The 12,495-nt window shown below is 42.0% G+C and carries 10 protein-coding genes; 2 read left to right on the top strand and 8 right to left on the bottom strand.

The window, feature by feature from the left end; translation table 11 throughout:
* Positions 1 to 57: 57 nt before the first annotated feature.
* From ISP07_RS10900 to rlmD, 4 genes are all read right to left on the bottom strand, one after another.
* Complete coding sequence (locus ISP07_RS10900) at positions 58 to 1,692, bottom strand: CTP synthase (RefSeq protein ID WP_054554346.1); 1,635 nt, start codon at positions 1,690 to 1,692, stop codon at positions 58 to 60.
* A gap of 157 nt (positions 1,693 to 1,849) precedes the next feature.
* On the bottom strand, positions 1,850 to 2,650 hold the full coding sequence (gene mazG / locus ISP07_RS10895; protein ID WP_209327630.1) for a nucleoside triphosphate pyrophosphohydrolase: 801 nt from the start codon (positions 2,648 to 2,650) through the stop codon (positions 1,850 to 1,852).
* Positions 2,650 to 4,809 (bottom strand): GTP diphosphokinase, encoded by a 2,160-nt coding sequence (gene relA / locus ISP07_RS10890; RefSeq protein ID WP_054554344.1) that lies wholly within the window; start codon positions 4,807 to 4,809, stop codon positions 2,650 to 2,652. The genes mazG and relA overlap by 1 nt, the downstream gene beginning before the upstream one ends.
* Before the next feature lie 7 nt (positions 4,810 to 4,816).
* Complete coding sequence (gene rlmD / locus ISP07_RS10885) at positions 4,817 to 6,142, bottom strand: 23S rRNA (uracil(1939)-C(5))-methyltransferase RlmD (protein WP_209327629.1); 1,326 nt, start codon at positions 6,140 to 6,142, stop codon at positions 4,817 to 4,819.
* Between the two features lie 80 nt (positions 6,143 to 6,222).
* On the opposite strand from rlmD, the gene barA reads away from it, so the two are divergent.
* Both barA and ISP07_RS10875 read left to right on the top strand, forming a co-directional pair.
* Positions 6,223 to 8,991: a two-component sensor histidine kinase BarA gene (gene barA / locus ISP07_RS10880; protein ID WP_209327652.1), complete on the top strand. Its 2,769-nt coding sequence runs from the start codon at positions 6,223 to 6,225 to the stop codon at positions 8,989 to 8,991.
* 28 nt (positions 8,992 to 9,019) lie between these two features.
* A complete protein-coding gene (locus ISP07_RS10875; RefSeq protein WP_054554341.1) occupies positions 9,020 to 9,346 on the top strand; it encodes a hypothetical protein in 327 nt (108 codons plus the stop codon).
* 70 nt (positions 9,347 to 9,416) lie between these two features.
* Here ISP07_RS10875 and pdxJ read toward each other — a convergent pair whose 3' ends face one another.
* From pdxJ to rnc, 4 genes are read right to left on the bottom strand one after another with little or no spacing between them, the layout of a single operon-like run.
* Complete coding sequence (pdxJ, locus tag ISP07_RS10870; RefSeq protein ID WP_054554340.1) at positions 9,417 to 10,148, bottom strand: pyridoxine 5'-phosphate synthase; 732 nt, start codon at positions 10,146 to 10,148, stop codon at positions 9,417 to 9,419.
* Between the two features lie 43 nt (positions 10,149 to 10,191).
* Positions 10,192 to 10,878 (bottom strand): DNA repair protein RecO, encoded by a 687-nt coding sequence (recO, locus tag ISP07_RS10865; RefSeq protein WP_209327628.1) that lies wholly within the window; start codon positions 10,876 to 10,878, stop codon positions 10,192 to 10,194.
* Positions 10,879 to 10,895: 17 nt separating this feature from the next.
* On the bottom strand, positions 10,896 to 11,828 hold the full coding sequence (era, locus tag ISP07_RS10860) for a GTPase Era (protein ID WP_054554338.1): 933 nt from the start codon (positions 11,826 to 11,828) through the stop codon (positions 10,896 to 10,898).
* Positions 11,818 to 12,495 (bottom strand): ribonuclease III, encoded by a 678-nt coding sequence (gene rnc, locus ISP07_RS10855; protein ID WP_054554337.1) that lies wholly within the window; start codon positions 12,493 to 12,495, stop codon positions 11,818 to 11,820. Before rnc ends, era begins: the two co-directional genes overlap by 11 nt.

The following is a 12,495-nucleotide window of genomic DNA, read 5'->3' as shown; positions in this document are numbered from 1 at the left end:
TATTGTTGCTGGCTTTTTAAAACAAATAAGCCGTGCATATAGCACGGCCTATTTAAATTACGATGACGCTTTTTGGTGAGTGTGTGCAGCTGCAACAAACCCTTCAAACAGCGGGTGACCATCACGTGGCGTTGACGTAAATTCCGGATGGAATTGCGCGGCAATAAACCAAGGGTGATCTTTATTCTCGATGATTTCGACTAGTTTCTTATCTTCAGATAAACCAGTGAAACTTAAGCCAGCTTTTTCAAGCTGCTCTACAAAGTGGTTATTCACTTCATAACGGTGACGGTGACGTTCAACTATTTCGTCACTTCCGTATACTTCGCTTACTTTTGAACCTGGTGTTAAGTGACACTTCTGTGCACCTAAACGCATAGTGCCACCTAGGTCAGATTGCTCATCACGGATTTCAACGTTACCGTCAGCATCTTGCCACTCTGTGATTAAACCAACAACTGGGTGCGCAGAGTTTGCGTTAAACTCAGTTGAGTTTGCATCTTCAAGGCCTGCAACGTTACGCGCATATTCAATAAGCGCTACTTGCATACCTAAACAAATGCCTAAGTAAGGAACTTTGTTTTCACGTGCATATTTAGCCGCTAAGATCTTACCTTCAACACCACGGCCGCCGAAGCCACCTGGTACTAAGATAGCATCAAGGTGAGACAGTAACTCAGTACCTTTGCTTTCTAAGTCTTGTGAATCAACATATTCGATGTTCACAGTTAAACGGTTTTTCAGACCCGCATGCTTTAATGCTTCGTTTACTGATTTATATGCATCTGGTAGTTCTATGTACTTACCAACCATACCAATTGTCACTTCACCTGTCGGGTTAGACTCTTGATATAACACTTGTTCCCATTCAGATAAATCTGCTTCTGGGCACTCAAGGTAGAAACGACGACATACGAAGTTATCTAATTCTTGTGACTTAAGTAACGCAGGGATCTTATAGATGCTTTCTACGTCTGGTAATGAAATAACGGCTTTCTCTTCAACGTTAGTGAAAAGTGCAATCTTCGCACGCTCGTTATTTGGTAATTTACGATCAGAACGACAGATCAAGATATCAGGTTGGATACCAATCGAACGTAATTCTTTTACTGAATGTTGTGTTGGCTTAGTTTTAACTTCACCTGCAGGGCCTAAGAATGGCACTAACGTTAGGTGGATAAACAATGCGCGCTCACGGCCAATTTCAGTGCCAAGCTGACGAATTGCTTCTAAGAATGGTTGTGACTCGATGTCACCAACTGTACCGCCAATTTCAACGATTGCTACATCGCGACCTTCAGCACCGTCGTATACACGTTGCTTAATGTCGTTTGTGATGTGTGGAATAACCTGAATTGTTGCACCAAGGTACTCACCACGACGCTCACGTCGTAATACATCTTCATAAACACGACCTTGTGTGAAGTTGTTGCGGCTAGTCATCTTGGTACGGATGAAACGCTCATAGTGACCTAAGTCAAGGTCAGTCTCTGCACCGTCTTCAGTTACAAATACTTCACCGTGCTGAATTGGGCTCATAGTGCCTGGGTCAACGTTAATGTAAGGATCCAGCTTTAAAATAGTCACGTTAAGACCACGTGCTTCTAAAATAGCGGCTAATGACGCTGCTGCAATACCCTTACCCAACGAAGAAACAACCCCGCCAGTTACGAAGATAAATTTTGTACTCATGCGAACCCTAGAATATCAGGAATTAAAAGGAATAATATAGAATCAAGACGGGGCGATATTGTAGCAAAGGGACTGCTATCAATCCAGATAAAATTAGCAAATAAGTGAACAAAAAACGAGCTTGGTTACGCTGTACCCAAGCCGTATCATAACTTACTTAGTTTGCCTGCTTTTTAATGGCTTCCCATGCGTTGTCCATTTCTTCGAGGCTAGCCGTCTCTAAACTTTGACCACGTTCACCTAAGTAAGCAGCCACTTTTTCAAAGCGTGACGCGAACTTAGCATTGGCACTTCGTAATAATTGCTCAGGGTCACGTTTAATATGACGGGCTACATTTACCGTTGCAAAAAGTAAATCACCCAACTCCTCTGCACTATGATCAGAGTTAGGATCATGAGCCAGTGCTTCTTTAACTTCGTCTACTTCTTCAGCAACTTTATCGAGTGCCCCATGATAACTTGGCCAATCAAACCCTAGGCTTGCTACACGCTGTTGAATCTTCTTCGCTTTTGATAAGCCCGGCATCGCATCAGGAATATCTTGCCATAAACTCATTTGTGGAGAGGCGGTTTTTTCTGCTCGCTCTTGTGCTTTAATAGCTTGCCACTGCGCTGAAAGCTCAGCGTCCGACAGCTCACTTTGCTTTGCAAAGACATGGGGATGACGACGAACTAATTTATCATTAAGCGTATTAGCCACATCGGCAAAATCAAATAAGCCCTGCTCTTTAGCAAGTTGAGCATAAAAGATGACTTGAAAAAGTAAATCGCCAAGCTCACTTTTAAGCTCAGTGAATTCACCTTTTTCAATGCAGTCTGCTACTTCATAAGCTTCTTCAAGGGTATGCGGCACAATCGATTTAAAGTCTTGTTTTAAATCCCACGGGCACCCAGATTCTGGGTCCCGAAGTTTGGCCATAATTGCAAGCGATTGCTCAATTGCCTGTTTATTACTCATTACGAATGACCACGCTTTGCATCATGCACACCTTCGATTTGGTGTAGCTTAGACAATAAGCGGTTAGTACTCGATAGGTCATGCACTTCAACCTGCATTGAAAACAGCGCAAGTTGCTTATCTTCAATTGTGTTGACGTTCATGTTCAGCACATTCACTTTTTCGTTTGCAAGCACTGAGCTGATATCTCGAATAAGACCTGAGCGGTCAGTGGCTTCAACTTTAATCGTTAATGAGTAAGAGCCATTAATGTCGTCTGACCAACTTACTGATATCACCCGCTCAGGATGCTTCTGGCGAAGTTTCTCAAACGAATCACAATCCTCTCGGTGAACTGCAATCCCTCGGCCTTGCGTAATGTAGCCGATGATTTCATCACCCGGCACGGGTCGGCAGCATTTAGCAACATGGCTCATTAAGCTACCTACCCCATCAACAACAATACCGTTCTTATCGCCAGTGACACTTTTTGGTTTTTTAAACTTAATTTGTGGTTCGTCATGCTCACGGTCACTAATAAAGTTTAATAACTGGTTTAAGCGAACATCCCCAGCACCTACCGCAACCATAAGGTCGTCAAGGCCTTTAAGGTTAAAACGCTCAATTGCTGGCGCTAGATCTTTGGTCGATAAATCCAGCTTTTGCAGCTCAGTTTCAAGAATCTCTTTACCGGCACTTAAGTTTTTATCGCGATCAAGCTGCTTAAACCAATGATGGATTTTAGAACGAGCTCGTGATGACTTAATATAACCAAGCGATGGGTTTAACCAATCACGGCTTGGATTAGGCTGCTTTTGAGTTAAAATTTCAACCTGATCACCGGTACTTAATTGATGAGTAAAGGGTACGATTTTGCCGAACACTTTTGCACCAATACAGCGATGCCCTACGTTTGAGTGAATGTAATAAGCAAAATCAAGTGGTGTTGCACCCAGCGGTAAATCGAAAATATCACCCTTAGGCGTAAACACATAAACGCGGTCTTCTACTACTTGGTTTTTAAGCTCTTCCGCAAGATCACTACCATCAACAACTTCTTCTTGCCATTGCAGTAACTTACGTAACCAACTAATTTTTTGCTCGTAGCCCGACCCACGCCCTGGCAATGCACCTTCTTTGTACATCCAATGCGCAGCAACACCTAACTCAGCATCTTGATGCATTTCGCTCGTACGAATTTGAATTTCAACGGTTTTACCTTCAGGGCCAAATACCACGGTATGGATTGACTGATAACCGTTTTGTTTAGGTGTTGCGATGTAATCATCAAATTCTTTATTTAAATGGCGCCAGTTAGTATGAACGATACCTAACGCCGCGTAACAATCTTGCAGACGCTCTACCACTATGCGCATAGCGCGAATGTCAAAAAGCTGGTCGAACTCATAGTTCTTCTGTGCCATTTTTTTGTAGATGCTGTAGATATGCTTAGGGCGACCATACACCTCACCTTCAATACCCGCCTCAGCCAAGCGTGCTTTAACTAAAGCAACCATGTTCTCCATGTAAGCTTCACGGGCAAGGCGCTTATCATCTAGCTGTTTAGCGATATTTTTATAGGTATCTGGATGCAGATAACGGAACGACAGGTCTTCAAGTTCCCACTTAAGCTGGCCAATCCCTAAACGGTTAGCAAGGGGGGCAAAAATGTCGCGAGTTTCTTTAGCGGCAATAACGCGCTCTTCTTCACTGGCGTCTTTAACATCACGCAAGTGGCACACTTGCTCTGCCAGTTTAATCACTACAGCCCGCACATCTTCAACCATGGCTAATAACATGCGGCGGATATTATCAATTTGTACAGTGCCTTTCCCTTGGTGGGCTAAGGTACTGATGGTCGCCATTTGGCTTACGCCAGTTAGTAATAATGCAACGTGGTTACCCAGCTTTTCAGTGACTGTCTCTATCGAGATTTTTTCAGCTAAAAAATAAGGCGTTAAAAAAGCAGTAGCAAGGGAATCTGCGTCTAAATTTAGCTCAGCTAAAATCTCCACCATTTCAATGGCTGTGTTTTCACGTTTTGCATCATCGCAATGCAGGCACAGTTGGTGAGCCTGCTCTAATAAGGTATGTTTGTCTTCTGTTAGCGCTAACAGCTCGATACGGCTGGCAAAATCACTCGGCTTAGTTAGCTGATGTGACTGTCTAGTGGCTACCATGTGCGCTTTACCTCCTGTGAAATAACGCCATCGTTTCAATATGCCCGGTATGCGGGAACATATTCATAAGCCCAATTTTTTCAATGCTAAAGCCTGCTTGTAAAATAATTGCACTGTCACGGGCTAAAGTAACAGGATCACAAGAGACGTATAAAATCGTTTTAAACTGAGTAAGTGGTAACTGCTCTAAAATAGCCATTGCACCAGTACGTGATGGGTCAAGTACTAGCACGTCAAGTTCGGCACTAAACCAAGCAGCTGATTGCAGTGATTTTGTTAAATCAAAACAATAAAAATCGGTATTCGACAATGAGTTAGTTTGCGCATTTTGTTTTGCTAATGCAACCGCAGAATCGACCCCTTCAACACCAATAACATATTTAGCATACTTTGCAATCAATAATGAAAAGTTACCAATGCCACAAAACAAATCCAATACCTGCTCATGACCTTGTAAATCAAGCCACTGTTTTGCTTGATGCAGCATAGCTTGGTTTACTTGCGGGTTAACTTGAATAAAGTTTTCAAGGCCAAACTCAAAGCGTAAATCATAAGCCGGTATATGGTAGTACGGCATTGGATGGTCACTGTGATCAATTTCGCCACTGTGTGACTGCCACACAACACGCCAGCTATATTCATCACACGCTGCGACTACAATAGCTTTTAACTCTGCGTTAATGGCTTTGGTATGCCTAATAACCACAAAGGCCGCGTTATCAGCTTCACATAATTGTAAGTGACTAATGCTACTCAGACCTGAATGGCTGTTGATAAGAACATCAAAAACTGAAAAAACGTCTTTAAAAGTGCCGCTCAGCACATCACAGTTTTCTATGCTCACTAATAGTTTAGAACCTTGAGCCCGATACCCTACTCGCATTTTCTTTGCGGCTTTGTCGTGCATTACGGCAATGCGCGCAGAGCGACGATAATGGCGCTCTTCACTAAGCAGAGGTGCTTGCCAATTTAAGTTATCAGCTTTGGCAAACTTGCTAAACAGCTGACTTACCGCCGCTTGCTTCTCAACCAATTGCTGCTCTGCATCAAGGTGCTGTAGCTGACAACCACCACAAACCTGATAATGCTGGCAAAAAGGAGTAACCCTATGCGCTGAGGCTGATAGCACTTTTTTACAATCAGCACTGGCAAAGCGTGCCTTATCTTCAATCAATAATGCTTTTACTTCTTCACCCGGCAAAGCACCATTAACAAAACAGACTTTATTTCCCTGCTTAGCAACGCCCCGCCCTTGGTGATCCATAGCAGTGACATTCAGGGTTAGCATTTTTTGCGAAACGGATTTCTTTTTGGCTTTGAAAATCTGTGCCATTGGGCAACACCTTAATTATTGATAAAGCGGGAGTAAGTATATACTCTTAAACAACGATAATAATGATAACAACATTCTTTATGACTAAATTTGGCTTACGTGACTCAGTCTTAACCCTTACACTTATACCGACTGTGATCATAGGCTTGTTGCTGGGCGGTTATTTTACAATAAATCGTTACATTGAGCTCGATGAAATTTTGTATCAACAGGGCGTGACTATTATTGAGCCCCTCGCCATTGCTGTTGAGCAACCGCTATTAAAGCGTGATAAAGCCTTATTAACTCGCTTAATTAGTCATACGCACAACAAACACTCCCCTGCTATCCAATCAATTGCTATTTTTGATGAAAACAATGAGTTAGTGATTTTTAGTAAATACCAAAGTGAGTTCAAAGAAATTGTTAGCAGCAATGCAAACAACATGGATGGCATCCAAGTAAAAAATTCTGAGCACTATTTAACATTCTCCACTGCCATAATTAATCATAGCCGCCAAGACACGATTTGGAATCATCACAGCTATCAAGCATCACTTGGTACTGTGGTGATCATGCTTAACAAACAACAAGCCATTATTGGCCAGCAACGAGCATTATTGGTCAGTGGCGTAGTGATATTACTCGCGCTCATACTTGCTATCGTATTAGCGTTTAGACTAACTCGCATGTTTATTCAGCCTCTTAATAAGTTAGTACTAGCTACCGACAAGCTTATTGAAGGTAAAGTAGACACTGGACTTGATCAAAAAATGTTTGGTGAGTTTGAGTTATTACGCACAGGTTTAAATACCATTGCAGAAACTATGGTCGTGCAACGTGATGAGATGCAAAAGCACATTGACCAAGCAACCTCTGATTACCGCGAAACACTCGAACAATACGAAACCCAAAATATTCAGTTAAGTATTGCTAAAAAAGACGCGCAAGACGCGAACCGAGTAAAATCAGACTTTTTAGCTAAAATGAGTCACGAATTACGCACACCTTTGAATGGTGTAATTGGTTTTACACGCCAGCTTTATAAGACTCCGCTGAATAAACATCAAAAAGATTATCTTGATACCATTGAACTGTCGGCAAATAGTTTACTTACCATTATCAGCGATATTTTAGACTTTTCGAAATTAGAAGCCGGAGCCATGGAACTTGAGTCAATGCAATTCCAGCTCCGTGACAATATTAATGAAGTTATGACCTTGTTGGCACCAAGTGCTCACGAAAAACAACTTGAGCTATCGATATTTATCCACCCACAAGTACCCGACAACTTAACTGGCGACCCGACCCGCTTTAAACAAATTTTAATCAACCTGTTAAGTAATGCCATTAAGTTTACTGAAAAAGGCTCAATCAAAGTTGATGTTGGCTATCGCTTATTAGATGAAGAACGCGCCTCTATTTTAGTGTCTGTCACCGACACTGGTGTAGGCATCCCAATGGATAAACAAGATGCGTTATTTACCCCATTTGGCCAGGCAGACTCTAGTATCACCCGTAAATTTGGTGGCACAGGTCTTGGCTTAATCATCACTAAACATATTGTTGAAGCGATGAATGGCCGCATCACCCTAAACTCAGCACCTGGTAATGGTACCTGCTTTACATTCAATGCCGTATTCAGAACGCCAAGTAACTCAATTACCAGTGACTTACCGACTCAGTCACTAATTAATAAGCGTATTCTTTACCTTGAACCTCACGAGCATACACACCAAGCGACTCTGTCATTGCTCAATGAGTGGCAAGCACGAGTAACTGCCTGCTTAGATGAAGAAAGTTTCTTAGCTGAGATTAACAAAGACTTCAGTTACGATATTTGTATTATCGGTCATACAGCTGCAATTGATGATATGCAACAGCTCAAGAGTTATGTAAAAGCCGTTCGCCCTGTCACTGACTATCTTTACCTTATGCTCAATACAGTTTCGCATAATATGCGCGAAGCCTTTATTGGCAGCGGAGCAGATGCGTGCTTAAGCAAACCACTTAACCACCGTAAATTATGCGAAGTGCTTGCTGCACCTTATCGCCTTGATCACCCTGTACATAACATTGAACAAGGCGATGAAAAACTATTACCGCTAAAAGTACTGGTTGTAGACGATAACGATGCCAACCTTAAACTTATTTGCACCTTGCTTGATGAACAAATAGAACTGATAGATACCGCACACAACGGTTCACAAGCTTACAGCTTAAGTAAAAGCCACAAATATGACTTAATCTTCATGGACATCCAAATGCCAATTATGGATGGTATTACTGCATGTAAACTTATTCGCGAGTCATCTCTTAATGAAGATACCCCTATCATTGCTGTAACCGCTCACGCCCTAGCGGGTGAAAAAGAACAGCTACTTAAGGATGGTTTTAAAGGCTATTTAACCAAACCTATTGATGAGGACATGCTAAAACAAATAATTAGCGATCATAGTCCACAATCACCGATTAACCGTGAACGCAACAAAGTTGCAGCAATTAACTCAGAGCCTCCATTTGAAAGTGCCCGCTTAGATTGGCAGTTAGCACTACAACGTGCTGGCGGTAAAGAAGAGCTAGCACTAGAAATGCTCAATATGTTATTACTCAGCGTGCCGGAAACCTTGCGTCTGCTCAATGAAGCTATAGAAAAAGAAGATTGTGAACATGTGCTTAGCATTGTGCACAAGTTCCATGGCGCATGTTGTTACACTGGTGTGCCAAAACTTAAATCCCTCGCCGAAACACTCGAGACAGCACTAAAAGGTGATTGCGATTTAAATTACATTGAGCCTGAATTGTTTGAGCTTGTTGATGAGCTAAATAATTTGTTGAGCGATGCTGGAATGCTTGAGCAGCAACGTTAAAAGTTATGAAGGATATCAAGGAAGATTAATGTTTTTTATTTTATTTTTGGTTTTTACATCATTATCGTTCTTTTGGTTCATACTCAGTTCTAAAAAGCTGTGTGTGATGGCAAACGAATACGTAAAAACTAATTACACTGAACAGTGGCAAGCATACGAGAGTAAAGCCCGCTTAATGAAAGCAAAACCTGACTCAATGGTTATTCATTCAATTAAGAAAGGTGAATTGTCGGCAATAGATGATGATGTTTTGAAAAGCTTTAAGAAAAAGCATCAATATTTAGTGGTCCTACTCTGCCTTTCCCCTTGGCTATCTTCATTGCTTGCACAATTTATTGTTTATCTGAGTAAATAAAAAACGCGGTGGATATCACATCCACCGCGCTCAGTATTCAAATTTGCTGGCTCTTATTAAAGGCGTCAGCTTAAAGTCTTGCTTCAATCATTAAACGTTTCATATCGCTGACTGCTTTTTCTAAACCATCAATCGCTGCACGGGCAATAATCGCATGACCAATGTTTAACTCATAAATTTCTGGCATTGCCGCAATGGGTTTTACATTGTGGTAATGAAGACCATGGCCGGCATTTACGATTAAACCTAGGCTATCGGCATATTGTACGCCGCTACGAATACGCTCAAGCTCAGTGTGAAGTTCTTCGTCATTTTCAGCATCAGCATAAGCACCGGTGTGAATTTCAACGTATGGAGCATTACACGCTTTTGCAGCGTCAAGTTGTGCGTTGTCGGCATCAATGAATAACGAAACCTTAATTCCTGCTGCTGTTAGCTTTTCTGTTGCTGCTTTTACTTTTTCAAAATTACCCACAACATCAAGACCACCCTCTGTGGTAAGCTCTTCACGCTTTTCAGGCACTAAACAAACATAAGCAGGTTTCACTTCAAGGGCGATGTCGATCATTTCATCGGTCACTGCAATTTCAAGATTCATACGTGTTTGAATCGTTTTTGCCATCACATATACGTCGCGATCTTGAATATGACGACGGTCTTCACGCAAATGAATGGTGATACCATCTGCACCAGCATGCTCTGCAACAGCTGCAGCATGCGCAGGATCTGGGTAACTCGTGCCACGCGCTTGGCGTAAAGTGGCAATGTGATCAACGTTTACACCAAGAAGAATATCTTTCATTTTTTTACCTGTTTAAAACAACGATTCAAGGCTGAACATCAGCCTACTTAATAAATAACTCACGGCTTTTTAATGGCTTTTTACCAAGTAAAGGCTTGAGTAGGTATCGACTTAATTGCTTTGCCATATATAACACATCAGGGGCGCTAAAGTCATGAGCTGCTATGGCATTTAATTGCTTTCCTGAAAAACCACTATGGGGGTCGTCATGCAGTAAAAAACCGTATTCAGCAAAGTACTGGTAATTTGCTGCATCGTTAATTTCATCACCTTCGGCATCAACACTAAAATCAACGCCATAACCAAGCATTTCAAGTAACTGAAACTCATAAGAGCGAAGCACCGCTTGCAGGTTTTTAGTGGTTGATAATTCACCTAGATGCTGTTTATAAAGATGATAAACACTTTCCATCGGCTCATTGATAGGTACGATACGATTGGTTAATTCGTTCATATAGAAGCCGCAATAAAGCTCGGTACCCTGCAACATAGTTTGCCGGCCATGGGGTTCAAAACGATTAATGTATTTTAAATCAGACTTGCCGTTATATTGTACGAGCAGAGATTGGAAAGGTTGTAATTGTGCTTTATGTTTAGTGGCCTGGCGACCACTAACACGGGCCAGCATTCTCAGCTGACCAACGCCTTCTACCAGCATATCGAGCATGACTTGCGAGTCGCTAAATGGACGTCGGTGCAGCAAGTATGCTGTGTAGAATTCGCTATCCATGGCGTGTAAGACTTTACTTAGTCTTCACCATAGCCAAGGCTACGTAGCGCACGCTCATCGTCGGCCCAGCCAGACTTCACTTTTACCCAAAGTTCTAAAAACACTTTGTTATCAAGCATATCTTCAAGGTCTTTACGAGCTTCACGGCCAATAACTTTCAGCTTTTCGCCTTTATTGCCGATCACCATACGCTTTTGCGTTTCACGCTCAACGAGGATCAAACCATTAATTTGCCAAACACCGTTTTCTTGCCATTTAAACTGTTCAATCTCTACAGTGACTGAATATGGTAACTCATCACCCATAAAGCGCATCAGCTTTTCACGGATCACTTCAGCTGCCATAAAGCGCATTGAACGGTCTGTTACGTAGTCTTCAGGGAAGTAAAACTCACAAAGCGGTAAACGCTTTTTCACTTCATCTTTGATTAAATCAATATTTTTACCCTGCTTCGCAGAGACCGGCATAATAGCCACAAAATCAAATTTACCACCTAAAAACTGCATGTGCGGAAGCACTAAATCACGGTCTTTAACTTGGTCAATTTTATTCATAACTAATAACACTGGGCGACCGCTCTGACGTACTTTATTTAGTACCATCTCATCGTCTTCGTTCCAGTGTGTGCCTTCAACCACAAAGATGATCAGTTCGACATCGCCAATTGAGCTTGATGCAGCACGGTTCATTAAACGGTTAATAGCGCGTTTTTCTTCTACGTGTAAGCCTGGTGTATCCACATAAACAGCCTGGTATTTACCTTCGGTATGAATACCCATGATACGGTGTCGTGTGGTTTGTGGCTTACGCGAGGTAATAGACACCTTTTGCTCAACAATATAGTTAAGTAAGGTTGATTTACCTACATTTGGGCGGCCAACAATGGCAACCATACCGCAGTGCGTGTCTAGCTCTGCAGGTTCTTTGCTAATTAAATCATCAAGATTCATTTTTAAGTATCTTTAAGGCTTTTTCAGCGGCTTTTTGCTCAGCTTTACGACGTGAGCTACCTACTGAGATAATGCTATCCATCCCTTCAACAATACATTCAACCGTGAATGTTTGATTGTGCGCTTGGCCTTTTGTATCAATTACAGTGTAGCCAGGTAACGATAATTTGCGCGCTTGTAAGTATTCTTGAAGTAATGTTTTTGGATCTTTTTGATTTAAGCCCGGCGAAATTGCATCAAGACGCGACTCGTACCAGCTTAAAATTAACTCACCACATTGCTCAATGTTTGAGTCTAAGAACACCGCACCAATAATCGCCTCAACGGCATCAGCAAGGGTTGATTCACGGCGAAAACCACCGCTTTTAAGCTCGCCTGGACCTAAGCGTAAGTAATCGCCTAAGCCAAACTCTAGGCCAAATTCAGCCAACGTTTGACCACGAACTAGGGTCGAACGCATGCGGCTTAAATCACCTTCGCGTGCTTTTGGAAATTTAGTGTAAAGCGCATTCGCAATCACAAAGCTCAAAATCGAATCGCCCAAAAACTCTAAGCGCTCGTTATGTTGGCCTTTATGACTGCGGTGCGTCATTGCCTGCTCAAGCAAAGCTTGATCAGTAAATGTATAACCTATTTTGTTGTATAACTCTGTTACGTTTTTTTTCAT

Source organism: Pseudoalteromonas sp. PA2MD11 (assembly GCF_017808125.1).
GTDB lineage: Bacteria > Pseudomonadota > Gammaproteobacteria > Enterobacterales > Alteromonadaceae > Pseudoalteromonas > Pseudoalteromonas simplex.
Note: the sequence above shows the minus strand (reverse complement) of the source record. Positions and strands in the feature narration are given on the sequence as shown.

Bases quoted from the DNA above. Each gene is read 5' to 3' on its own strand.
- rlmD (WP_209327629.1), bottom strand. From the start codon at position 6,142: ATGGCACAGATTTTCAAAGCCAAAAAGAAATCCGTTTCGCAAAAAATG.
- relA (WP_054554344.1), bottom strand. From the start codon at position 4,809: ATGGTAGCCACTAGACAGTCACATCAGCTAACTAAGCCGAGTGATTTT.
- barA (WP_209327652.1), top strand. From the start codon at position 6,223: ATGACTAAATTTGGCTTACGTGACTCAGTCTTAACCCTTACACTTATA.
- mazG (WP_209327630.1), bottom strand. From the start codon at position 2,650: ATGAGTAATAAACAGGCAATTGAGCAATCGCTTGCAATTATGGCCAAA.
- recO (WP_209327628.1), bottom strand. From the start codon at position 10,878: ATGGATAGCGAATTCTACACAGCATACTTGCTGCACCGACGTCCATTT.
- rnc (WP_054554337.1), bottom strand. From the start codon at position 12,495: ATGAAAAAAAACGTAACAGAGTTATACAACAAAATAGGTTATACATTT.
- ISP07_RS10900 (WP_054554346.1), bottom strand. From the start codon at position 1,692: ATGAGTACAAAATTTATCTTCGTAACTGGCGGGGTTGTTTCTTCGTTG.
- era (WP_054554338.1), bottom strand. From the start codon at position 11,828: ATGAATCTTGATGATTTAATTAGCAAAGAACCTGCAGAGCTAGACACG.
- pdxJ (WP_054554340.1), bottom strand. From the start codon at position 10,148: ATGAAAGATATTCTTCTTGGTGTAAACGTTGATCACATTGCCACTTTA.
- ISP07_RS10875 (WP_054554341.1), top strand. From the start codon at position 9,020: ATGTTTTTTATTTTATTTTTGGTTTTTACATCATTATCGTTCTTTTGG.